Origin of the sequence: Methylobacterium sp. 391_Methyba4 (genome assembly GCF_029691625.1) — a bacterium.
GTDB classification, from domain to species: domain Bacteria; phylum Pseudomonadota; class Alphaproteobacteria; order Rhizobiales; family Beijerinckiaceae; genus Methylobacterium; species Methylobacterium fujisawaense.
The window spans coordinates 64,287-86,487 of the sequence record NZ_CP121475.1 but is presented as its reverse complement, the minus strand read 5'-3'; the positions used below and the strand labels follow the sequence as shown (position 1 = coordinate 86,487).

Below are 22,201 nucleotides of genomic sequence, written 5' to 3'. Positions count from 1 at the left end.
CTCGCCCGAATCGCGGGTTCTACCGGGCAGGCCGAGCACAAGCGGCATGCGGGGCAACGACCTCGCCGGCATGGTCGAGGTCCGGGTCCACCGGCCCGGACCATGCCGGAACCGGACACTCTGCCGGGTCTCCAAACCGAGAACGCACAAGAGTGACGATGAAGAGCAGAGTTGCACGCCTCCGACGACCGACGATCCTGACGCTGGGCGCGGTCGTCCTATCGGCCGCGACCTGCCTGGGTGCATCCAGCGGCGCCCACGCGCAATTCGCTTTCGAGGATGAGGTCCTCCCCCCGCGCGTCGTGGCTTGGCGCCTCGCAGACCGCGGCTTCAGCGGCCTCAGCCGCCCGCGCTTCGACGGGCGGGTCTACGTCGTCGAGGCCGTCGGCCCCGCCGGCGTGCCGGTGCGGCTCTTCGTCGATCCGATGACAGGGGCGATCGTGGGCCGCCAGCGGACGGGCGCGCCGGAAACCTACGCGCGGCTTGAGCGGCCCACACCCGGATTCGGTTGGACCGAGGACGAGGCCCTCCCCCGTCGCGCGATCCGCCCGGCCCCGCCCGCCGAGGACCCGATGGCGCGACCGCAGCGCCGACCGGGTGGCGAAGCCTTCCGACCGGACGTCAATCCCGACGGGCTCAACCCCGACGGCGTCGTCCGCAGCGCTCCGTCCAGAAAGGTCGCACGGGCGACGCCCGCGCGCACGCCGGAGCTGAAGACGCCCCACCGCACCTCACCCGAGGCGCCGGCCCCCAAGATCGCTCCCGCCGACACGGCCAAGAGCGATCCGAATCCGCCCTCAGCGCCCGAGACCAAGGCGGCATCGATCGAGAAATCCCCCTCGCCGGCCCCGACGACGCCTGCTGCAGCACCCTCGAAGCCGGCCGGAGCCCCCGTCGCGGACGCGGCCAAGCCGGCCGCGAAGGACTGGAAGGACCCGCCGTCGGACAAGAAGCCGGTGCGGGTGATCGGCGGTGCCACCATCGTCCCGGGCCCGTCCGAATAGGCGCGCCGGCTCTGGCCTCGGCGTCACCCGCCGGTGGTCAGCCGCCGGCGGTCAGCCTCTCTGCGCCCGTGAAGACCGTGACGGTATCGGCCCGCGCGATGGCGCAGAGCGTCAGGCCATAGGATCGGGCACGTTCGAGGGCCAGCGACGTCGGTGCCGAGATGGCGACGATCACAGCCGCGCCGAGCCGTGCGGCCTTTTCAACCATCTCGAACGAGCAGCGGCTGGTGATGACGAGAAAACCCTCGTCCGCGGGCGTGCCCGCCCGCATCAGGGCGCCGATCAGCTTGTCGAGGGCGTTGTGGCGGCCGACATCCTCACGGACCGCCGCGAGGCTGCCGTCGCGGCGAGCCCAGGCCGCCGCGTGAACGGCGCGCGTCTGCGCGCCGAGCACCTGCGCCCGATCCAGCTCGGAGAGCGCGCGGGCGATGGCCGGTAGAGCGATCCGGACTTCGGACGCGGCCCGCCCCCCGGCCCGCGGCAGTTGCGCCAGATCCTCGATGCCACAGACGCCGCAACCGGTCCGGCCGCTGATGGCGCGCTTGCGCGCCAAGTGCTCGCGAAGCCGACCGGGCGCCAGATCGACGTGAAGGCGCAGGCCGTCCTCGGCCATCTCGACCCGGGTCGCGCGGATCTCGTCCACGCTGTCCACGATCCCTTCCGTGAGGCTGAACCCGTAGGCGAAATCCTCCAGATCGGCGGGCGTCGCCATCATCACCGCGTGCGGCACGCTGCCGTAGACGAGGTTGACCGGCGCCTCCGCTGCGAGCGCCCGCGTGTCCGGCTTCGGCGCCGAACCGTGATAGGCCATCACCTGCATGGACACCGGCACCGCGCAGGGCGGCAGACCGGACGTTCGGCTTCCGGTTTCCGTCGACATCTCGAACTCCGATGGGGTGATACGAACGGCCGGCGATGGCTCATCCCCCGCGCCATGCGACCGTGAATGATTTCGCCGTTCCCTAGTGCGCCGACGCCACGAGACACCGCCAACTGGCTGGAAAGCGCGCGATGCGACGCTTGTGCGGTTGCACCTCGCCGGCCCTTGTGGTCTGAAGCCCCGGTCGGATAATGCCGGGTGACACAACCGGTACTCCGTCACGTCGGTACAATCCCGCACGCAGTCAAGACGGGACGGTTCGGCGGCAGCCAGATAGTTCAAGGGAGCCACGAGAGGCAGATGCGGACGGTGCGGACGATCAACCGGTCACTCTGGAGCCTCGCCGCTCTCGGCGCCCTGCTCTTCCCGATATCAGGCGCGCAGGCTGCGGGCTTCGGTCAGCCCGTGCCGTGGGAGATGGACCGGCAGATTCCGGTCACCGACAACGCGCGCGACATCCTGAACTTCGAAATCGGCCTGCACTGGCTGTCCCTCGGGATTTCCGTCTTCGTCCTGGGGCTGATCCTCTGGTGCATCTACCGCTTCAGCGAGAAGCGGAACCCGACGCCGTCGCGCACCACGCACAACACCGCCATCGAGATCGCCTGGACGATCGTGCCGGTGCTGATCCTGGTCGCCGTCGCGATCCCGTCCTTCCGCCTGCTGCGCACGCAGCTCTCGGATCCGAAGGCCGACATGATCGTCAAGGTCATCGGCCACGCGTGGTACTGGTCCTACGAGTACCCGCAGACCGAGGCCGGCGGCGGCTTCACCTTCGACGCCAACATCGACGAGGACAAGCAGCCGCGCCTGCTCCAGACCGACAACGAGATGGTCGTTCCGGTCAACAAGATCGTGAAGATCCAGGTCACCGCTGCCGATGTGCTGCATTCCTGGGCCATGCCGGCCTTCGGCTTCAAGATCGACGCCGTTCCCGGCCGCCTGAACCAGATGTGGTTCAAGGCCGACAAGGAAGGCACCTTCCACGGTCAGTGCTCCGAGCTGTGCGGCCAGCGCCATGCCTACATGCCGATCGTGGTCCGCGTGGTCAGCGAGCAGGCCTATGCCGAATGGCTGAAGGAGGCGAAGACCAAGTACGCCCGCATCGACAACGGCACGAGCTTCGCCGAGGCCCGCTGAGCCCCGGCTGACCGAACCGAACCCATCAGATTCACAAGGCATTCGAATCCATGGCTACAGCCGCAGCCCATGCCGGGGCCCACGAGGTCCACGACCACAAGCCATCGTTCTTCGCCCGCTGGTTCCTGTCGACGAACCACAAGGACATCGGCACCCTCTACCTGCTGTTCGCCTTCTGCGCCGGCATGATCGGCGCGTTCCTCTCCTTCGGCATCCGGATGGAGATGGAGGCGCCCGGCCTGCAGTATTTCTCGAACCCCGCGACCTACAACGTGTTCGTCACGGGACACGGCCTCATCATGGTGTTCTTCATGGTGATGCCGGCGCTGATCGGTGGCTTCGGCAACTGGTTCGTGCCCCTCATGATCGGCGCGCCTGACATGGCGTTCCCGCGCATGAACAACATCTCGTTCTGGCTGACGGTGGCGGGCTTCTGCTCCCTGCTCTGCTCGCTGTTCGTCGAGGGCGCGCCCGGCGCGTCCGGCGCCGGCACCGGCTGGACCGTCTACCCGCCGCTCTCGACCGCCGGCCATCCCGGCCCGGCCGTCGACTTCGCGATCTTCGCCCTGCACCTCTCGGGCGCGGGCTCGATCCTCGGCGCGATCAACTTCATCACCACCATCCTGAACATGCGCGCCCCCGGCATGACGCTGCACAAGATGCCGCTCTTCGCCTGGGCCGAGCTGGTCACCGCCTTCCTGCTGCTGCTCTCGCTGCCGGTGCTAGCGGGCGCCATCACGATGCTGCTGACGGACCGCAACTTCGGCACGACCTTCTTCGATCCGGCCGGCGGCGGTGACCCGATCCTGTACCAGCACCTGTTCTGGTTCTTCGGTCACCCCGAAGTGTACATCATGATCCTGCCGGCCTTCGGCATCGTGTCGCACATCATCGCCACGTTCTCGCGCAAGCCCGTCTTCGGCTACCTCGCGATGGCCTACGCCATGGTGGCGATCGGCGTCGTCGGCTTCGTCGTGTGGGCCCACCACATGTACACGGTCGGCCTGTCGCTGCAGACGCAGTCCTACTTCGTGTTCGCCACCATGGTGATCGCGGTCCCGACCGGCGTGAAGATCTTCTCGTGGATCGCAACCATGTGGGGCGGCTCCATCCGCTTCACCGCCGCGATGCACTGGGCGGTGGGCTTCATCTTCCTCTTCACCGTCGGCGGCGTCACCGGCGTCGTGCTCGCCAACTCGGCGGTCGATAAGTACCTGCACGACACCTACTACGTGGTCGCGCACTTCCACTACGTGCTGTCCCTGGGTGCCGTGTTCATCATCTTCGCCGGTGTCTACTACTGGTTCCCGAAGATGACCGGCCACATCATCCCCGAGTGGGCCGGCAAGCTGCACTTCTGGCTGGCCTTCATCGGCGCGAACGTCCTGTTCTTCCCGATGCACTTCCTCGGCCTCGCCGGCATGCCGCGTCGCTACGCCGACTATCCGGATGCCTTCGCCCAGTGGCACAAGGTGTCGACCTACGGCGGCCACATCTTCGGCCTCGGCATGTTCGTGTTCGTGATCGGCGTGGTCCTGGCCTTCCGCTCCAAGGAGCGGGCCGCGGACAACCCGTGGGGCGAAGGCGCCACCACCCTCGAGTGGACGCTCTCCTCCCCGCCGCCCTTCCACCAGTTCGAGACGCTGCCCCGCATCGTCGACGAGCCGGGCGCGCACTGATAGAGACCTCGCGAGGGCCGCATCCGCGGCCCTCGCCCTTCCCCGGAGGCCGGTCGGCCGACCTCCCGGCAAGGGCGAGCGTTGAGGGCGATCCGCACGGGCTGAGGACGACGTCCTGGGCCCCGCTCACGCCGACTCTTGGAACACGTCGAATTCGAGAACCGACTCGGCCGTGACGCGCGCGGCCGGGCGCCGACACAGCAGCGGCAGACGCGATGACGAGCCTGACGAACACGATCGGACCGGAGGTCCCCGCCCCGGCCCTCACGAGCGCCGGCGGCGACGTTCCGGACTATTTCGCCCTGCTGAAGCCGCGGGTGATGGTTCTCGTCATCTTCACCGCCCTGGTCGGCATGGTGGTCTCCCACGGGCACGTGCAGCCGGCGATCGGCGCGATCTCGCTGCTCGCCATCGCGGTCGGCGCCGGTGCCTCCGGCTGCCTCAACATGTGGTGGGACGCGGATATCGACGCCGTCATGAGCCGCACGGCGACGCGGCCGATCCCTGCGGGCAAGATCACGTCGGAGGAGGCCCTCGGCTTCGGCCTGTTCCTCTCGGTGGCGTCCGTGCTGGTGCTGGGCCTCACCGCCAATTGGCTGGCCGCGGCGCTCCTGGCCTTCACCATCGTGTTCTACGCGGTGGTCTATTCCATGTGGCTGAAGCGGGCGACGGCGCAGAACATCGTCATCGGCGGCGCCGCGGGCGCCCTGCCGCCGGTCATCGGTCAGGCGGTGGTGACCGGCTCGGTGGGCATCGAGTCCCTGATCCTGTTCGCCATCATCTTCATCTGGACCCCGCCCCACTTCTGGGCGCTCGCCCTAATCAAGGCCGACGAGTACGCCCGCGCCGGCATCCCGATGATGCCGAACGTCGCCGGCCCGGCCTCCACCCGCCGCCAGATCGTGTGGTACTCGCTGCTCCTCGCGCCGCTCGGCCTCGTGCCGGTTGCGCTCGGCTTCGGCGGCCTCGTCTACGCGGTGGTCGGCCTCGTGGGCGGCCTCGGTATGGTAGCCTTCAGCATCCGGGTTCTCCGGAACCGCGAGGGCGATGCCGAGAAGCGTGCCGCCATGGGCATGTTCGGCTTCTCGATCCTCTACCTGTTCGCGCTGTTCTCGGCGCTCCTGGCCGAGCAGAGCTTCGGCCTGTTCCGCCCGGTCCTGGGCTGAGCGCCATGGCGGATCCCGAGATCCAGTACCGGCCACTGACCCCCGAGGAGGAGGCGCGCCGCCGGAAGCGCTCCGTGGCCATCGCGCTGGCCCTCGGCGCCTGGGTTTTACTGTTCTTCGTGCTGACGATCGTCAAGCTCGGACCGCAGATCCTGAGCCGGCCGCTCTGAGGAGTTCGCGATGACAGCTGCCCCTTCCGGACCGGGTCGCGGCGCCAAGCGTACCGCCATCGCCTGCGCCGGTCTCGCCGTCGGTATGGTCGGCCTCGCCTTCGCGTCGGTCCCTCTCTACAACGCGTTCTGCAAGGCGACCGGCTACGACGGAACGCCCCGCCAGGGACCGGCGCTCGCCGCCTCCGCGGCACGCACCGACGACAGCATGGTCGTGCATTTCGACACCAACGTCGCGCCGGGGCTGTCCTGGAAGTTCGTCCCGGAAGTGAGCCGCGTCGAAGCGAAGCTCGGCGAGACGAAGACCGTCTTCTTCCGGGTGCAGAATGTCGGCAGCGCACCGTCGGCGGGTGTGGCCACCTTCAACGTCCAGCCCGGCCTGATGGGCGGCTATTTCGTCAAGATCGCCTGTTTCTGCTTCAACGAGCAGACGCTTCAGCCCGGCGAGACACTGGACGTGCCCGTGGTGTTCTATGTCGATCCGGCCGTCCGGGACGATTCGAACACCGCGCATCTCTCGGAGATGACGCTGTCCTACACGTACTTCGCCTCCAAGAACGGCCAGCCGGTCAAGGCGACGGTGGCGAAATCCGGTTCTTCGGAGACGAAGGGCGATTTCTGATCGCGGACCCGTGACAAGACGGGGCTGCACCGACTAAACGTTCGGGCAAGCTTGGGTGTGGTGTCGGCCGCGCCCGGCCAAGAGCAAGCAACGAACAGCGTAAGGCCGGATGCCGGGAACGGCGCGGGGCACGAGGGTGAGGAGCGACGGGACGATGGCCGAGGCGCACGCCAAGAATCACGACTATCACATCCTGAGTCCGAGCCCGTGGCCGTTGATCGGGGCCTTTTCAGGCTTCCTGATGGCGTTCGGCGCCGTGTTCTGGATGAAGAGCCTCCAGATCGGCACCCTGAGCCCAGGCCCCTACATCTTCGGGGCCGGCACGATCGGCGTCCTCTACACGATGTTCTCGTGGTGGCGGGACGTCGCCCACGAGGCCAATTCCGGCGATCACACCCGCGTCGTCCAGCTGCACCACCGCTACGGCATGATGATGTTCATCGCCTCCGAGGTGATGTTCTTCGTCGCGTGGTTCTGGGCCTACTTCGAGGCCGCGCTCTACACCGCCGATCCCATCCAGGTCTCGCGTGTGGAGTTTACCGGCGGCGTCTGGCCGCCGAAGGGTATCGAGGCCTTCGATCCCTGGCATCTGCCGCTCCTCAACACGCTGATCCTGCTGACATCCGGCACCACGGTGACCTGGGCCCACCACGCGCTGATCGAGGGCGACCGCAAGGGCCTGAAATACGGCCTGTGGCTGACGATCATCCTCGGCGTTCTGTTCACAGCCTGCCAGGCCTACGAGTACAGCCACGCCGAATTCGGCTTCTCAGGAAGCATCTACGCGTCGACATTCTTCATGGCGACGGGCTTCCATGGCGCCCACGTCATCATCGGCACGATCTTCCTCGCGGTCTGCCTGTTCCGCGTCTATGCGGGCCAGTTCACCCCGCGCCAGCATCTCGGCTTCGAGTTCGCCGCATGGTACTGGCACTTCGTCGACGTCGTATGGCTGTTCCTGTTCGCCGCCATCTACGTGTGGGGCTCGGGCGTCTTCCACGGCGGCGGCGCTCACTGAGAGCGAAGCATCCCGCCGATGCATGGCGGACCTGCGAAGGGCGGCTCAGGCCGCCCTTTTGCATTTCCGACGCTTCGTGATCCCCATATCGGATAGGACGGCCCGGGCGCGGGACGACCGGGGTCCGCGCGGAGCTGTTCTGGAGTATGCCCGTGGACAACCGAACCTATTCGCCGCCGCCCCCGATCCCCACCGGCCTGCGCGGCCGGTGCCCGCGTTGCGGCGAGGGACATCTGTTCAAGGGGTTTCTCACCCTGCGCCCCTCCTGCGAGGCCTGCGGCCTCGACTACGCGCATTTCGACTCCGCGGATGGGCCGGCCTTCTTCGTGATGTCGATCGTCGGCCTCATCGTCGTGGGCCTCGCCCTGTGGCTGGAGATCACCTACGAGCCGCCGATCTGGGTTCACGCCACGGTGGCACTGACACTCTCCGTCGGGCTCAGCCTGATCTTGGTTCGACCGCTCAAGGGCCTTCTGGTCGCCCTTCAGTTCAGCAATCGGGCCGAGGAAGGGCGCTTCGAGCCGTGACCGCTGCCGAAACGAAACGGGCTGCCTGGCGCGATCTCGTCGCGCCGGGAATCGCGTCCTTGATCGCTCTGGCCATCCTGCTCGGCCTCGGGACATGGCAGCTCGAACGCAAGAGCTGGAAGGAAGACCTGATCGCGCGGATCGTTCGGCAAAGCCGGGCCGAGCCCGTGGCGCCCCCAACGCCGGAGGCCTGGAATCCGGAGCGTGACGAGTTTCGGCATGTCCGGGTCTCCGGGCGCTTCCTCAACGACCGGGAGACCCTCGTCCACGGCCTGGCAGCCGGCGAGACGCCGGGACGCGCCCTGCAAGGCTTCTACGTTCTCACGCCCCTGCGCCGCGACGACGACAGCATCGTGTTGATCAACCGGGGCTTCGTGCCCACGGAACTGAAGGCGCAGGGTGATCGCCGGGATGGCCTGATCGAGGGGCCGACGACGGTCACTGGAATCCTCCGTTCCAGCGAGGCCCGGGGGATGTTCGTGCCGGAGCCCGACCCGGCCCGTGGCGAGTGGTTCAATCGGGATATCGCCGGCATCGCCGCGGCCCGCGGCCTCGGCACGGTGGCGCCCTACCTGATCGAGGCCGATGCCGTCCCGGGACAGACGACCTGGCCGCGGGGCGGTCAGCTGCGCGTCGACCTCCCCAACAACCATCTGCAATACGCGTTCACGTGGTTCGGCCTCGCCGCCTGTCTGATCGGCGTCTTCTCGGTCTTCGCGTGGCGCCGCCTGCACGATTCGGCCGAGCCCCGGGCGGCCTAGGACAAAATCGAACTCTTTGGCTCCCGGCGAGGAAAAGTCTCGCGGGGTCCGGCTGAAAAACAGCAACCCGTTCCTTTGACCGCGCGCCGTCGCTCCAGAATACTTTCTGTGTTCTGGATCGATCGGCCGCGCAGTGCATAGTGTATTCAGTTCGCGGCGATCTTCCAAAGACGACACGGCGCGTGGCCGCCGTGCAACTGAGGTAGCGCCGGATGACAAGCCATTTCGCCGATGACCCGCGGCGCGAGCCGATCCGCTTCGCCTACTGGGTGCCCAACGTTTCCGGTGGGCTCGTGATCAGCAAGATCCCGCAGTGGACGAGCTGGGATGCGGAGTACAATCGAAAGCTGGCCCAGATCGCCGAGGCGGCGGGGTTCGAGTACGGGCTGACGCAGATCCGGTTCACCGCCGGCTACGGGGCTGAGTACCAGCACGAATCGGTGGCCTTCAGCCACGCCCTGCTTGCCGCGACGACCAAGCTCAAGGTCATCGCCGCCCTTCTACCCGGACCGTGGCATCCGACCCTCGCCGCCAAGCAGATCGCCACGATCTCGCAGCTCACCGAGGGGCGCATCGCGGTGAACATCGTGTCGGGCTGGTTCTCGGGAGAGTTCCGGGCCATCGGCGAGCCCTGGCTCGATCATGACGAGCGTTACCGCCGGTCCGAGGAATTCATCCGGAGCCTGCGCGGGATCTGGACGCAGGACAACTTCACCTTCCGCGGCGATTTCTATCGCTACAGCGACTACACGTTGAAGCCGAAGCCCGCCCAGCCGCTGCCTGAGATCTTCCAGGGCGGTTCGTCCCGGGCGGCGCGCGACATGGCGACCCGCGTCTCCGACTGGTACTTCACCAATGGCGGCACGCCGGAGACGATCCGGGCCCAGGTGGACGACATCCGCGCCAAGTCGGCCGAGACCGGCAATTATCCCCGGATCGGCGTGAACGCCTTCGTGATCGCCCGCGACACGGAGGAGGAAGCCCGCGCCGTCCTTCAGGAGATCATCGACAATGCCGATCCCGAGGCCGTGAGGGCTTTCGGCCACGAGGTGAAGAATGCCGGCAAGGCCTCGCCCGAAGGCGAAGGCAACTGGGCGAAGTCGAGCTTCGAGGATCTCGTTCAGTACAACGACGGCTTCAAGACCAACCTGATCGGCACGCCCGACCAGATCGCCGAGCGGATCCTGGCGCTGAAGGATGCCGGTACGGACCTCGCGCTGCTGGCCTTCCTGCACTTCCAGGAAGACGTCGCGTATTTCGGCGCGCACGTGATCCCCCGGGTCCGCGCCCTTGAGGCCGCCCGGAACCGGCATGCCGAGGCAGCCTGAGCGTCGCACGCCGATCCGTATCCTGCCTGACTGGAGTGAGCCATGAACATCGCCGTCGATGCGCGCACGCTCGCGCCGGAGCGCCGTCAGGGCGCTCCCGGCCCTACGCGACCGCCCTCCCCCGCCCATGTGATCCGTGACGATGCCGAGGCGCTGGCCGTCGCCCAGCGGCTGGCTGCCGCGTTCCGGGGCGGCGCCTCGGAGCGGGACCGCCACGCCGCACGACCGCTGGCGGAACTCGACGCCTTCTCTCAGAGCGGCCTCTGGTCGATCAACGTGCCGCGGGCGTATGGCGGCCCGGAGGTCTCGTACCGGACCCTGGCCCAGGTGATCGCCATCCTTGCGGCTGCCGATCCATCGATCGCGCAGATCGCCCAGAACCATCTCGGCATCCTGGCTGCCATCCGGACTGTGTCGGACGAAGCGCAGAAGCACCTGCTCTTCTCGGAGGTGTTGCGCGGAACGCGGTTCGGCAACGCCTTCTCGGAGCGCGGCACCAAGCGGGCGGCCGATTTCGACACACGCTTCACCGATGACGGCGACCACGTCGTCGTGCGGGGCCAGAAATCCTACGCCACGGGCGCCCTTCTCGCGCATCTCGTGCCGATCGTGGCGCTCGATGGAGACGGGCGTGCTTGGTACGCCATCGCCGAGCGGGACGCGCCCGGCCTGACGGTAATCGACGACTGGTCGAGCTTCGGCCAGCGCGGTACGGCCAGCGGAACCGTGCTGATCGAGGACGTGCGGGTTCCCAAGAGCCATCTCGTCCCCGCCTGGAAGGGCTACGAGGCGCCCACCGCCGACGGCGCGGTGTTCCAGATTATCCAGGCGGCCGTCGATGCCGGGATCGGCCGCGAGGCCCTGGACGACACGATTCGCTTCGTTCGCGACAAGGCCCGCCCCTGGATCGATAGCGGGCTGGAACGGGCCTCGGACGATCCCTACACGATCCACGCGATCGGCGATCTGACCATCCGGCAGCACGCCGCCGAAGCGCTGCTCGACCGGGCCGGGCTCGTCCTCGACGCGGCCGTAGCGCGACCCGATGCCGAGGCGGTCGCCGCGGCACAGATCGCCGTGGCCGAGGCAAAGGTGCTCACCACCGAGGTGGCCTTGGCGGCGTCAAACAAGCTCTTCGAGCTGTCGGGCACCCGCTCGACCCTGGCGGCGGAGAACCTCGACCGGCACTGGCGGAACGCCCGCACGCACACGCTGCACGATCCGGTCCGCTGGAAATACGCGATCGTGGGCAACCACGCCCTGAACGGCGTGAATCCGCCGCTCCACGCCTGGAGCTGACGGTCCTACAGCACGGGCAATCCCCGGGCCTTGGCCTCCTCGCCGGGCTCGACATGGATGGTCACCACGGCGCCGGGAATCGTCGTCTCCAAGGCGGACTCCAGCCGGTCGCAGATGGCGTGGGAATCCTCGACGGTCATGGCCCCGGGGACGACGAGGTGGAAATCGATGAAGGTGGCCTGACCGGCGGAGCGGGTGCGCACGTCGTGCGCCTCCAGCGCGCCTTCACCGTGCTGCGAGATGAGCGACCGGATCTGGCTCACCATCTCGGCCGGGGCGGCCCGATCCATCAGGCCGTCCACCGATTCCCGGACCATGCGGAAGCCGGACCAGAGGATGTTGAGCGCCACGAGCCCGGCCACGACGGGGTCGAGGACCGGGTACCCGGTCAGGATGACGGCGCCGACACCGGCAAGGACGCCGCAGGACGTGACCACGTCGGCGAAGACGTGACGCGCATCGGCGATCAGAGCTGGCGAACGCCAGCGCTTGCCCCACCGCATGAGTGCCACCGCCCAGGCGGCGTTGATGATTCCGGCCCCGAAGTTGATCGCGAGGCCGATCAGGGGCGCGTCGAGGGGCTCCGGAGCGAGCAGCCCGGAATAGGATTCGCGCAGGATCAGCAGCGCAGCCACCACGATCAGCGCGCCCTCGATCACCGCGGAAAAGAACTCGGCCTTGTGGTGTCCGTAGGGATGGTCCTCGTCGGCCGGACGCGCGGCGACCCGCAGGGCCACGAAGGCGCCCACGGCCGCGACCACGTTGATGATGCTCTCCAGCGCGTCGGAGTACAGGGCAAGGCTGCCCGTGAGCCACGCGGCGTAGAATTTCAGCGCCGTAACGGCGAGGCCGATGCCCGCGCTGAAGAGGGCGGCTTTCTGGGTGCGGTCCATGGATTGCGCCGTTGGGGTGACGCCGCGCCCATACGGCACCCGCCGCGGCCAAGGCCACGGCAAAGGTTCGAGACCGTCGAAAACGTGTTAGCCGCGGCTATGTCTCCGACGGGGTCTCGCGGCCCCGGGCAACCTCGCGCCGTCGGCTCAGCTCCGCCTTGGCGTGGGCGACCTCGGCCTTGCGGAGATAGCGCCGACGCTGCCAAGCGAAGCGCGTCGCGGCGGCCAGGGTCTCCAGCCGGGCGGCCTCACGCTCCCAATAGCCGAGGAGCTGGCCGTCCAGGGTGATGGACCGGGGGGGCACGCGGGTCGTCACGCGGGGCGATCCCGCGACGCCGACGGCTCGCCCGTCTCGGCGACGACCAGCGCGTCCGGATCGCCGCGGAAGCTGCCGGCACCGGTATCCGGAACGGGGACGCCGGGGCTGCCGAAGGGCTGGCTCGGATAGGCCGATTCGAACTTCGCGCGCGCGGCTTCGGGATCCTCGGCCTTCAGCACGATCTCGGCTGTGCCGGGCAGCGGCCAGCGGGGGTCGGCGTCATCACGGGGGCGAACGGCGTACCAGGGCATGGATCGAGGACCTCGCGTCTCGGTGACGCGGAAACGGGCGCACTCCCCGGCGGTTCCGCGGTTGAAACCGCGTGCCGTTCGGTGCAGGCAGCCGGCGATGCGCGTAGACCTCTTCGATTTCGACCTGCCGGAAACCAGCATCGCCCTGCGCCCGGCCGAGCCGCGCGATGCCGGGCGATTGCTCGTGGTGCATCCCGGCCTGCCGCCGGCCGACCGGACCGTGCGCGACCTTCCCGGCGCCCTCAGGGCGGGCGATGCCCTGGTCTTCAACGACACGAAGGTGATCCCCGCGCGGCTGAACGGTGTCCGCACGCGTCCCGGCGCCCCGGGCCAGCGCACGGAGGTGTTGCTTCACCTGCGCGAAGCCCCGGATCGCTGGCGCGCCTTCGCCCGGCCGGCGAAACGACTCGCTCCGGGCGATGCACTGCGCTTCGGCGCACTGGGCGCCAACGTCATCGAGAAGGCCGAGGCCGGCGAGATCGTCCTGGCCTTCGACCGGTCCGGGCCCGAGCTCGACGCCGCCATCGCCGCCGAGGGCGCCCTGCCGCTGCCGCCCTACATCGCGGGCAAGCGCGCCACGGATACCCGGGACACCACCGACTACCAGACGGTCTACGCCCGGCATCCGGGAGCGGTCGCGGCGCCGACGGCGGGCCTGCACTTCTCCGAGGCGCTGCTGTCCGATCTCGATGCCGCCGGTCTACGGCGCCACCACGTCACGCTGCATGTTGGCGCCGGGACCTTCCTGCCGGTCAAGGCCGAGGATACCGACGCACACCGCATGCATGCGGAGATCGGCATCCTCGACGCAGCCACGGCCGACGCCCTGAACGCGGCGCGGGCCGCGGGGGGCCGGATCGTCGCGGTGGGCACCACGGCGCTGCGCCTTCTGGAGAGCGCCGCCGGCCCGGACGGAACGCTCGCGCCCTTCTCGGGGCCGACCGAGATCTTCATCACGCCGGGCTATCGGTTCCGCGCGGTCGACGCGCTCGTGACCAACTTCCACTTGCCGCGCTCGACGCTGTTCATGCTGGTCTCGGCCTTCTCCGGACTGGAGACGATGCGCGCGGCCTACGCGCACGCGATCGAGGCGGGATACCGGTTCTACTCCTACGGCGACGCCAGCCTGCTCTTCCCGGGCCCGCGCGCGGACATCCCATGACCGACAGCGTTCCCTTCGGATTCAACCTGCTGGCGCAGGACGACACCGCCCGAACCGGCGTCATCACGACGCCGCGCGGCACGATCCGCACACCGGCCTTCATGCCGGTGGGCACCGCAGCGACCGTCAAGGCGATGTATCCCGATCAGGTCCGCGACCTCGGCGCCGACGTGGTGCTGGGCAACACCTATCACCTGATGCTGCGGCCCGGCCCGGAGCGCATGGCCCGGCTCGGCGGCCTGCACCGCTTCATGAACTGGGATCGGCCGATCCTGACGGATTCCGGCGGCTTCCAGGTGATGTCCCTCTCCGCCCTGCGGAAGATCGACGAGCAGGGCGTGACCTTCCGCTCGCATATCGACGGCACCGCCCACCACATGAGCCCGGAGCGCTCCATCGAGATCCAGGGTCTGCTCGGCTCGGACATCCAGATGCAGCTCGATGAATGCGTGCGCCTGCCGGCCGACCATGCGGCCATCGAGAAGGCCATGCGTCTGTCCCTGCGCTGGGCCGAGCGCTGCCGCGTCGCGTTCGGCGAGCAGCCCGGGCGGGCCATGTTCGGCATCGTCCAGGGCGGCGACGTGCCGGCCCTGCGCGTCGAGAGCGCGCGCGCGCTGACGGATCTCGATCTCAAGGGCTACGCGGTGGGCGGCCTCGCCGTGGGCGAGCCCCAGGAGGTCATGTTCGCCATGATCGAGACCGTGGAGCCGCATCTGCCGGCGGCGAAGCCCCGGTACCTGATGGGCGTCGGTACGCCGGACGACATCCTGGGCGCGGTCGCCCGCGGCATCGACATGTTCGACTGCGTGATGCCGACCCGCGCCGGCCGGCACGGCCTCGCCTATACGCGCCACGGACGGGTCAACCTGCGCAATGCCCGCCACGCCGAGGACACCGCGCCGCTCGACGAGGCTTCGACCTGTCCGGCGGCCCGGGATTACTCCCGCGCCTATCTGCATCACCTCGTTCGGTCGAACGAGATCCTCGGGATGATGCTCCTGACCTGGAACAACCTCGCCTATTACCAGGACCTGATGGCCGGCGCCCGCGCGGCGATCCGGGACGGCCGCTACGCGGATTACTGCACCAGCACCCGCGCGGGTTGGGCTCGGTCCGAGCGCGCCGCCGCCTGACCGCATATCTCAGGGATGTGCCAGCACGCGGTAGACTCCGTCCGGATCGTCTTGGCCCGTCGCGACGGCGGCCTTCAGATCCGAGACGAGGCGCGCCGCCACGGGCAAACGGTAATGGAGCGCGTCCCAGTAATTCGCGTCCTCGGTCGTGAGCGGCGAGATCCGGCGGAAATCCACCACGACGGCGCCGCGGCGTTTCCCGATCATCGCGGTGCGCGCCTTGCAAGCCGCCTCGCGCCGGCCCGCTGCCGAATCCGGCGCTCCCTGCGCTGCCGCATGGACCGGCATGAACGCCACGATCTTCAGCGCCTCCCCCGGTACGCGGCCGAGCAGATCGTCGAGATGGGCGAGGGCCGGCATCGGGGCGCCCGGTGCGTCGGCGGCGGATGACTCGACGGCCCCCGCTCGGATATGCGCCCGCGCGCGGTCGAGGTCGTAGCGCACATCCGATGGCGTGAACACCGCATAGCCGTCGCCGCGGATCCTCGCCCGTGCCAGCCCGAGATCTGCGAACCCGGCTCCGACGGCCGTCGTGACCGAGCGCAAGCTCATCTGCCGCAACACGTCCCCCGGCGCTCCGTCCGCGTAGAGCCAGTCCGGAAAGGCGTTCGCGGTTCGGGCCGGCGGATCGGCGGCGCACCACGTGGCGTCGAGGCCGAACAGGACCGCGCGGATCGGCCTGCGTGCCAGGAACAATCCGGCGAGGCGGGTCTGCTCATCGGGGGTGGCGGCATTCATAGCCAGATTGGCGAACCGCACGCCGAAGGCCGCGTCCAGCGCGACCGGGTCGAGCAGACGTGCGGTCGAGGTCCCGAAGACCGCCGCGTCGAACGGACCGCCGCGGGCGATCTGCGGGTAGGAGAGCCGCTGATTGGTGTCCATGATCGGTCCCGGCGGACGACCGGGCGCGGCCCGCAATCCGTAGGGGTCGATTGCGGCCACGAGGCCGATCGCCGTCAGGCCCATGATTGCGGCGGCCACGACGAAGGTGCCGGCGAAGCCGCTCCATGCTGAAGAGTGGTCGATCGGGCGGTGAGACGGCGCGTCCATCGGCGGGCTCCATACGCCATTCCGCCGCCCGCGTCGCAGCCGGCGACACCGGGCGACGGCGCATCCCCGTGGGTTTGCTCGACCAGGGACACGGGCATGCGCGGAGCCATCACGCCGCCTCCACCGCGACTGACCGCTTCGTCGCGGCACCCAGACCCGTCTCAGATCGAAAAACCTTCGATTCACCATCCTGGACGGAGGCGAAGGCCAAATCCTGATCGAGGCCGTTGGAGGCGCATGGTCTCCTCCGCGCCGCCTGAGAAAGACCCCCTCGCGACGGCGGCGGAAGCGGTCGCCGATCTTCCGACGAATGTCTTCGTTACGCGGTGGCAGCAAATCACGGGTGAGCCGCCCGCGATTCTCTTGAGCTCGTATTCCGAGATGATCGCGCTCTTGGTGGCGAGCGTGCCCATGGCGCCGTTTCCACGTCACGGGCCCGAGCCCGACGAGGCGGGTCTCGACCCCGGTGCGGGCCGAGATCAAAACGAGCCATGACGATCAAGCCGTTGGCGGCCTGTAACTGGGTCCAGCGCCATATCTGGCGGCAGCACGCGCGCGACGCCCTAACGCCGTTTGAGGTCCCGTGCGATAGGCAGGAGTGATACGCGCTCCGTCCGGGTTCCTCTGCTGCTACCCGCCCGGCGTGCTTTGAATCGGCCATCGAATCCGCGCACCCAGGACATCAATCTGATCGCGGCACAGGAATTTGTACTCTGGGGCGCCCTGCGGCCAAACGCTGGGATCGCTGGCTATGCCGAGGCCATTGACGATGAACGAATGCAGCGAGCGGCCGGACAGATTGTCATCGAACTCTATATAGAATTTGTCGCTAAGCCCATTTATCTTTAACAGCTCTTTTAGAGCCGCGACCGCGCTGATTATTGCTTCTGCGCCGTTTGTCATGGCTTCCTCCGAAAACGGAGGTACCACAACCTACGGTAAGCGTCTGTGGCAGTATCGCTACAACCTACGGCGCCCTGTCAGCGCGCCGTCGATCTCCGCGGGGTGCGCACGCCCAGCCTCAGTGATGAACCATGCTGAGATTTCACGGCCCTGGCCCTGGGCGGATTGTGACACCACCAGCCCCAGCTTGAGCAGGACCGGCATCGCCGACGGGTAAGCCTCGTGCCGCAGCCCTTGCGGGTAGAGCAGGCAAGCACGGACCGCGGCGAGCTGTCGGACGCGGAGAGGTGCGGAGGGTTCTAAGGGCATCCGCAGAGAGGGTTTCTGTCGGGATAGCTGTCGGGGCAGCCATTCCGGTCTCTGCTAAGTTTTGGTCGGAGTGGCAGGATTTGAACCTGCGACCCCCACGTCCCGAACGTGGGCTGCGGAAAAACCGCCATTGATTTCATTGGCGAAATTCGATCGCGGTGGACCGGATCGGACCGGATTCGGTCCGCATTCGGTACATGAACCGGTACACGGCTTCGCGGCTCGACGCCCCTCCCCTGCCCGCGATAGCCTCGCCTTATGAGCGAGCCCGACGACCCGGTCCTTGAAGCAGTTGCGGCGCTCCGGGCCGCCGGCGTCGCGGTGGCGCCGATCGGCGACGAGCTCGAACGCTGGCAGATCGGGGATCTGGTCTTCTCGGACACCGATCTGAGGCGCCTCGCCGCGAGCCGAGGACTCGTCGAGGACGGCGAATCGCTGTAGCCCGTCGCTGCCATGCCCTCCGAACCGAAAGCCCCGATTCGCGGCCGCCACCTTGAGGCCCTGCGCGCCGTCGCCGAGAACCCCGGCGGACTGCGGCACGAGGCCTACCCGACCGTCATGCCGATCCTGCAGGAGCTCGGCTACGTCGAGGACCACCCGACCCGCGGGCGGACCAGTCGGCGCGCATGGCACCTGACCCCGGGCGGGCGCGAATTGCTGATCGCCCTCGGGATCCGCGAGAGCGCCGAGCCGTGACCTTCACGTGGCGACGGACGTTCCCGGGCACCCACCGCGACTTCGTGGCCGAGGAAGCCGGCCGGCACGTCGGCCGCATTAAGCGGATGGACGGCGGCCCGCAGAACGGGACGTGGACCTGGAGCTGCACCGGCTGCCAGCGCGGACACGAGGCCGAGGGCGTGCGGCCGCTGAACGGGATGGCCGACACCCGGGACGAGGCAATCGAGGCAATCGAGGCTCTGGCCGCGGCGTGGATCCGGGCGAAGGCGTGGAGCGCACGGACCGGGCTGCCACTGGCGCCGGGCGACCGAGGATGAGGCCGCGCGCGCGGGCAGCGCGGCCTTGATCCCAGGCGCGGGTTGGAGCAGAAGGCGCGCCCGCTCGCAACGTGAGGTCGTGATGATCAAGGAATCTGAGGGCATCCGCTCGAACCACTACACGCTGGCCGACGGTAACGGCGTCGTTGAGGTGAACCCCTATCAGGTGAAATACATCCAGGATGGTGGCGACGGCACCACCGTCATTCACTTCGACCGGGAGCATGTGATCACCGTGCTGGAGCCCTTCGCGAAGATCAGCGAGCACCTCAAGCACGTGTTCGGTTCCCGCGTGAAGCAATGGGGGCCCGGCGTCTAGGACGAAAAAGCCCCGCGCGGCGGTGCCGGCGGGGCTGAGTGAATCCCTGGGAGGAAGGCTGGCCGTCGCAAGGCGCGGGCCATCGGCACGAAAAAGCCCGCCGCGGCGGTGAGCCGGGCGGGCTTGCATGAGGGATGGCATAATCCGCGGCCGATTTCGTAAAATCAGCGCGGCGGCGGATCCTTCGGCGCGGTCCGGTTGCCGAGGATGATGCCGGCCAGGAACGCGAGCAGCGCCCAGACCAGCGAGAGGTCCTGCGCGTCGGGATCCTTCATGGCGCCACCGCCGCGCGCGGCAGGATCTCGAAGTCGAGGGCCGGCAGCATGACGATGATCGACCAGCCGAGCGCGCGCTGGAGCGGGTTGCAGTCGTAGGCGACCACGCCGAGCAGCCGGCCGCGGCCGGGCATCGCGTCCAGCGGGATCACCGGCCCGATGGTCTCTTCCTCACGGCCGATCGGGCCGTAGGCGTCGAAGCGCTCCGGCTCGAAGTCGAGCCGCCGGCCGGCCCCGTCGACGATCCACCAGCGGCGCGTGATCTCGCACGACCGGTCGCGAATCCGCACGCCGCGGATCAGCAGCCTGTCGCCGGCATGGACCTGCCGGCCGGGGTTCACCACCTCGCGAAGGACCTGCCGGACCGGCGGCTCGCGGTCGATCACCATCGCGAAGATCCAGCCCAGCGCCAGGATAAGGGTGCTGTAGTAGACCCCGTTCATGAGCGCCTGGAATCGCCCGCGTTTTCGCGCGACCGCCAGGGCGACCTCGACGCCGCGGGCATAGATCTCGTCGGTCCGATCAGCGTCGTGGAGCATCTGCACTTGGGGGAGGAAGGGGGGCTTGTCGCCGGGCATCAGTGCGGCACCCCGCCCTTCGACAGGACGAGGCCGACGATCGCCAGAACGATCGCGCCGAGGACAGATTTCACCAGCCAGCCGACGTGGTCCTTCAGCTTGGACACGTCGTCGACCACGTCCTTCAGCTCGGTCTTGGTGGCGTAGACGTTGCGCAGGTCCTCCCGGATGCCGCGCACGTCGGACTGGACCGCATCGAGCTTCGTCGCCGAGACCGCGACGTCGACCTGCATCTTCGTCCAGGCGACTTCGTCCTGTTTGTTCGGGGCTTCCGGCATCATGCCCTCTTGATCGTGGAACCGCAGGAAGGCCGGCGGCCGGGTCTGGGCTTCGCGGGCGGCGTCCATGGCGCGAGCATCCGCGCTCAACGCCGCGCCGGCTGCGGACCCGGAGCGGCGCCCGGCACGCCGGTCGTGCGCTCGTAGGTGCGCATCACGCCGAGCCCGAGCATACCGATCAGCACCGGCATGAAGTCGGACACGACGATCGTCGGCGGGGCGGGGAACGCGACGCCCAGCATGACGCCGATGATCGCACCCAGCCACGTGACCATGGGCGCGGCGAGGAATTGGTAGATGAAGGCCGCCACGCACGCCCAGCCGAGCGCCGGCCGCCACCTGGAGGAAAAGCGGTCGTTGCCCTGCGCTTCGGCGAGGTTGATGGCGTTCTGCTGCTCGTTCTGCGCCTGAAGGGCTGCCGTGAGCGCCGTCTCGCGAGCCGTGAGGGCCTGCTCGATCTCGGCCTGGGCTTCGGCCTTCTTCTGCGGGTCCGGGATGGTGCGGTCGACGATGACCTTTGCGATCTCAGCGATGCTCGGGATCGCCGCGCCGATTCCGGCCCCGAGCGCCGGGCCCGCGCCGCCCGTCAGGACGCCGCCGATGATCGAACCGATGATGCCGCCGGCCATGGGTCAGATCTCCTTCTTCGGATAGGCGGTGCGCAGCCGCGCGAGGGCGGAGGCCCAGAAGCCGGGCTTGGCCGGCGCTGTTGCGGGCGGCGGCGCGGCGGCGGCTGGCGCGCCGCTCTTGCGCGGCGCTGGAGCCACAAGCGGACCGGTCTCGGCCGGCGGCACGGGCGCGATCACGACCGGCGCAACCGGCGCTGCGGCAACGGCACCGCCCGGGACATGGCCGGCGACCCTCAGCGCCTTCGCGAAGGCATCGTGGTAGGCGGCGATCGTCTGCGCCTTGTCGGTGCCGTTGATGATCCGGCGAGCGTTGACCGGGTCTTCGAGCTTGCCAGGCCCGAAGTAGTCGGCGAGCTTCTTTCCGGTGAACCAGCCCTCGGCCATGCCCAGGAACATGATCGGCGCCGCGATGTCGGGCGTCATCGCCATGTCGGGCGCAGTGGTGAGATCAAGCGACCGATCCAAGTAACCGCGGTTTTGCAGCTCTCCGGTGGCGCGCCGATAGTTCGTCCGGCCGGTGAGCTGGACGTAGCCGCGGCCCGCGAACTTCGCCCCGTCGCCCGGGACCGTGTTGCCCAGCGTCTTTGCCGTCGCGGGCCGGTCGCCCTGCGGGTCGTACATGCGCCGGAAGTAGGCGTCTCCGCCCATCTCCTTGATCGGCAGCATGGTACGGGCCGTCTCGTGGAAAGCGGTGGCGAGGCAGTAGGCCAGCTCCGCGGTGCCGAGATCGGGAGGGCAGGCGTCGAGGATCGACGTCATGCCCGAGACCTGCCCCTGCGTCAGGGCATTCGGGAACGGGTTCTTGCGCGCAGCCGCGAAGAACGCGGCGCGGTCGAGGCTCGCAGCCATGTGGGTCTCTCGGTTGTGGGGAGGGGGTCAGCGGCGGCGCGCAGGCCGGGCTGAGATCCAGACGGTGCCGGCGCCTTCGATTAAGACCGGGACGGCGTTCGGGCAGCGATGGCGCCGGGCCTCGGCCGCGGCCGGCCACAGAAGCGCGCAGGCGAGCGCGGCCGCCACGAGGAGCGTGCGGGTCATCGAGCGTCCTCGGTTCCTGGTGGCGCGCCTAGCGCAGGGCGACGATGTCGAAGACGACAGGCGCGGTGCTGGCGGAAACCGCCAGCGTTGCCTTGCACGGGACGGCGACCGTGCCGTCGGCCGTAACGGACGGCAGCCCCATCTCGACGCCGGCCGGCAGCTTGGCCCGGACCTCGACCTGCTCACCGGCCTTCAGGATGTCTCCGGCCCGCGCAGGCACGAGCCCGGTCAGCGTCAGCGTGAAGGTCGCGAGCGCGGCGACGCTCGGGAGCTTCGCCGAAGCAGTGAAGTGCGCCACCTCCTCGGGCCGGCCCTCGAGCGCCGCGAGGCGGGCGAGGATCGGAGCGAGCGCGGTTGGGAGACCGAGCAGGTCGACCACCGCGGAAATGGGCGCCATGTAGAAGCGCCCATCCTTCAGGACCCGGACCATCTCGGTGCCGTCGAGCGGCTTGCGGTAGATCGGGGGCGTTGCCACGGG

29 protein-coding genes are annotated in these 22,201 nt (G+C 68.7%); 17 read left to right on the top strand and 12 right to left on the bottom strand.

Annotated features, from left to right (window positions below):
* Positions 1-158: 158 nt before the first annotated feature.
* Positions 159-1,004 (top strand): hypothetical protein, encoded by an 846-nt coding sequence (locus tag P9K36_RS00505; RefSeq protein WP_182592444.1) that lies wholly within the window; start codon positions 159-161, stop codon positions 1,002-1,004.
* A 37-nt stretch (positions 1,005-1,041) separates the two neighbouring features.
* On the opposite strand, the gene fdhD is transcribed toward P9K36_RS00505, so the two are convergent.
* A complete protein-coding gene (gene fdhD / locus P9K36_RS00500; protein WP_236962036.1) occupies positions 1,042-1,824 on the bottom strand; it encodes a formate dehydrogenase accessory sulfurtransferase FdhD in 783 nt (260 codons plus the stop codon).
* 360 nt (positions 1,825-2,184) lie between these two features.
* On the opposite strand from fdhD, the gene coxB reads away from it, so the two are divergent.
* The 10 genes from coxB (at position 2,185) to P9K36_RS00450 (ending at position 11,594) form a co-directional block, all read left to right on the top strand.
* Positions 2,185-3,024 (top strand): cytochrome c oxidase subunit II, encoded by an 840-nt coding sequence (gene coxB / locus P9K36_RS00495; protein ID WP_043348479.1) that lies wholly within the window; start codon positions 2,185-2,187, stop codon positions 3,022-3,024.
* A gap of 50 nt (positions 3,025-3,074) precedes the next feature.
* Positions 3,075-4,703: a cytochrome c oxidase subunit I gene (gene ctaD, locus P9K36_RS00490; protein WP_043348481.1), complete on the top strand. Its 1,629-nt coding sequence runs from the start codon at positions 3,075-3,077 to the stop codon at positions 4,701-4,703.
* 215 nt (positions 4,704-4,918) lie between these two features.
* The gene (locus P9K36_RS00485; RefSeq protein WP_043380432.1) at positions 4,919-5,869 is read left to right on the top strand and encodes a heme o synthase; all 951 of its coding nucleotides are present in this window, start codon (positions 4,919-4,921) and stop codon (positions 5,867-5,869) included.
* A 5-nt stretch (positions 5,870-5,874) separates the two neighbouring features.
* Positions 5,875-6,039: a hypothetical protein gene (locus P9K36_RS00480; protein WP_043348492.1), complete on the top strand. Its 165-nt coding sequence runs from the start codon at positions 5,875-5,877 to the stop codon at positions 6,037-6,039.
* Between the two features lie 10 nt (positions 6,040-6,049).
* Positions 6,050-6,661, top strand: a complete 612-nt coding sequence (locus P9K36_RS00475; protein ID WP_043348494.1) for a cytochrome c oxidase assembly protein — start codon at positions 6,050-6,052, stop codon at positions 6,659-6,661.
* A 154-nt stretch (positions 6,662-6,815) separates the two neighbouring features.
* Positions 6,816-7,679 carry a cytochrome c oxidase subunit 3 gene (locus P9K36_RS00470; protein WP_043348496.1) on the top strand — a complete coding sequence of 288 codons (864 nt, stop codon included), beginning with the start codon at positions 6,816-6,818 and terminating at the stop codon, positions 7,677-7,679.
* A gap of 146 nt (positions 7,680-7,825) precedes the next feature.
* Positions 7,826-8,206 carry a DUF983 domain-containing protein gene (locus tag P9K36_RS00465; protein ID WP_051044717.1) on the top strand — a complete coding sequence of 127 codons (381 nt, stop codon included), beginning with the start codon at positions 7,826-7,828 and terminating at the stop codon, positions 8,204-8,206.
* Positions 8,203-8,967, top strand: a complete 765-nt coding sequence (locus P9K36_RS00460; protein WP_043754874.1) for an SURF1 family protein — start codon at positions 8,203-8,205, stop codon at positions 8,965-8,967. The genes P9K36_RS00465 and P9K36_RS00460 overlap by 4 nt, the downstream gene beginning before the upstream one ends.
* 212 nt (positions 8,968-9,179) lie before the next feature.
* Positions 9,180-10,295, top strand: coding sequence for a dimethylsulfone monooxygenase SfnG (gene sfnG / locus P9K36_RS00455; protein ID WP_043754872.1), 1,116 nt, complete (start codon positions 9,180-9,182; stop codon positions 10,293-10,295).
* 42 nt (positions 10,296-10,337) lie between these two features.
* Positions 10,338-11,594: an SfnB family sulfur acquisition oxidoreductase gene (locus P9K36_RS00450; RefSeq protein ID WP_043754869.1), complete on the top strand. Its 1,257-nt coding sequence runs from the start codon at positions 10,338-10,340 to the stop codon at positions 11,592-11,594.
* A gap of 5 nt (positions 11,595-11,599) precedes the next feature.
* Here the strand turns inward: P9K36_RS00450 and P9K36_RS00445 are convergent, their stop codons facing one another.
* From P9K36_RS00445 to P9K36_RS00435, 3 genes are all read right to left on the bottom strand, one after another.
* Positions 11,600-12,487, bottom strand: coding sequence for a cation diffusion facilitator family transporter (locus P9K36_RS00445; protein WP_043348505.1), 888 nt, complete (start codon positions 12,485-12,487; stop codon positions 11,600-11,602).
* Positions 12,488-12,584: 97 nt separating this feature from the next.
* Complete coding sequence (locus P9K36_RS00440) at positions 12,585-12,803, bottom strand: hypothetical protein (protein WP_043754866.1); 219 nt, start codon at positions 12,801-12,803, stop codon at positions 12,585-12,587.
* Positions 12,800-13,057, bottom strand: a complete 258-nt coding sequence (locus P9K36_RS00435; RefSeq protein WP_043754863.1) for a hypothetical protein — start codon at positions 13,055-13,057, stop codon at positions 12,800-12,802. Before P9K36_RS00435 ends, P9K36_RS00440 begins: the two co-directional genes overlap by 4 nt.
* Before the next feature lie 97 nt (positions 13,058-13,154).
* Between P9K36_RS00435 and queA the strand changes: the two genes are divergently transcribed.
* Complete coding sequence (queA, locus tag P9K36_RS00430; RefSeq protein WP_043754860.1) at positions 13,155-14,219, top strand: tRNA preQ1(34) S-adenosylmethionine ribosyltransferase-isomerase QueA; 1,065 nt, start codon at positions 13,155-13,157, stop codon at positions 14,217-14,219.
* Positions 14,216-15,352: a tRNA guanosine(34) transglycosylase Tgt gene (gene tgt, locus P9K36_RS00425; RefSeq protein ID WP_043754857.1), complete on the top strand. Its 1,137-nt coding sequence runs from the start codon at positions 14,216-14,218 to the stop codon at positions 15,350-15,352. The genes queA and tgt overlap by 4 nt, the downstream gene beginning before the upstream one ends.
* Positions 15,353-15,361: 9 nt before the next feature.
* Here the strand turns inward: tgt and P9K36_RS00420 are convergent, their stop codons facing one another.
* Both P9K36_RS00420 and P9K36_RS00415 read right to left on the bottom strand, forming a co-directional pair.
* The gene (locus P9K36_RS00420) at positions 15,362-16,318 is read right to left on the bottom strand and encodes a hypothetical protein (RefSeq protein WP_236962037.1); all 957 of its coding nucleotides are present in this window, start codon (positions 16,316-16,318) and stop codon (positions 15,362-15,364) included.
* A gap of 714 nt (positions 16,319-17,032) precedes the next feature.
* Positions 17,033-17,305 carry a hypothetical protein gene (locus tag P9K36_RS00415; protein ID WP_124262915.1) on the bottom strand — a complete coding sequence of 91 codons (273 nt, stop codon included), beginning with the start codon at positions 17,303-17,305 and terminating at the stop codon, positions 17,033-17,035.
* A 567-nt stretch (positions 17,306-17,872) separates the two neighbouring features.
* Between P9K36_RS00415 and P9K36_RS00410 the strand changes: the two genes are divergently transcribed.
* From P9K36_RS00410 to P9K36_RS00395, 4 genes are all read left to right on the top strand, one after another.
* Positions 17,873-18,055 (top strand): hypothetical protein, encoded by a 183-nt coding sequence (locus P9K36_RS00410; protein WP_278306466.1) that lies wholly within the window; start codon positions 17,873-17,875, stop codon positions 18,053-18,055.
* Between the two features lie 12 nt (positions 18,056-18,067).
* A complete protein-coding gene (locus tag P9K36_RS00405) occupies positions 18,068-18,310 on the top strand; it encodes a hypothetical protein (protein ID WP_278306465.1) in 243 nt (80 codons plus the stop codon).
* Positions 18,307-18,609: a hypothetical protein gene (locus tag P9K36_RS00400; RefSeq protein WP_278306464.1), complete on the top strand. Its 303-nt coding sequence runs from the start codon at positions 18,307-18,309 to the stop codon at positions 18,607-18,609. The genes P9K36_RS00405 and P9K36_RS00400 overlap by 4 nt, the downstream gene beginning before the upstream one ends.
* 82 nt (positions 18,610-18,691) lie before the next feature.
* Positions 18,692-18,928 (top strand): hypothetical protein, encoded by a 237-nt coding sequence (locus tag P9K36_RS00395; RefSeq protein WP_278306463.1) that lies wholly within the window; start codon positions 18,692-18,694, stop codon positions 18,926-18,928.
* Positions 18,929-19,199: 271 nt separating this feature from the next.
* On the opposite strand, the gene P9K36_RS00390 is transcribed toward P9K36_RS00395, so the two are convergent.
* Genes P9K36_RS00390 through P9K36_RS00365 form a run of 6 tightly spaced genes read right to left on the bottom strand, consistent with a single transcriptional unit; the run spans position 19,200 to position 22,198 of the window.
* Positions 19,200-19,781, bottom strand: a complete 582-nt coding sequence (locus P9K36_RS00390) for a hypothetical protein (RefSeq protein ID WP_278306462.1) — start codon at positions 19,779-19,781, stop codon at positions 19,200-19,202.
* Positions 19,781-20,128, bottom strand: coding sequence for a hypothetical protein (locus tag P9K36_RS00385; RefSeq protein WP_043352743.1), 348 nt, complete (start codon positions 20,126-20,128; stop codon positions 19,781-19,783). The genes P9K36_RS00390 and P9K36_RS00385 overlap by 1 nt, the downstream gene beginning before the upstream one ends.
* 17 nt (positions 20,129-20,145) lie before the next feature.
* Positions 20,146-20,688: a 3TM-type holin gene (locus tag P9K36_RS00380; protein WP_278306461.1), complete on the bottom strand. Its 543-nt coding sequence runs from the start codon at positions 20,686-20,688 to the stop codon at positions 20,146-20,148.
* A 3-nt stretch (positions 20,689-20,691) separates the two neighbouring features.
* The gene (locus tag P9K36_RS00375; RefSeq protein WP_278306460.1) at positions 20,692-21,537 is read right to left on the bottom strand and encodes a hypothetical protein; all 846 of its coding nucleotides are present in this window, start codon (positions 21,535-21,537) and stop codon (positions 20,692-20,694) included.
* A 27-nt stretch (positions 21,538-21,564) separates the two neighbouring features.
* The gene (locus P9K36_RS00370; protein WP_278306459.1) at positions 21,565-21,723 is read right to left on the bottom strand and encodes a hypothetical protein; all 159 of its coding nucleotides are present in this window, start codon (positions 21,721-21,723) and stop codon (positions 21,565-21,567) included.
* 28 nt (positions 21,724-21,751) lie between these two features.
* Positions 21,752-22,198: a hypothetical protein gene (locus P9K36_RS00365; RefSeq protein WP_278306458.1), complete on the bottom strand. Its 447-nt coding sequence runs from the start codon at positions 22,196-22,198 to the stop codon at positions 21,752-21,754.
* Positions 22,199-22,201 lie beyond the last annotated feature (3 nt).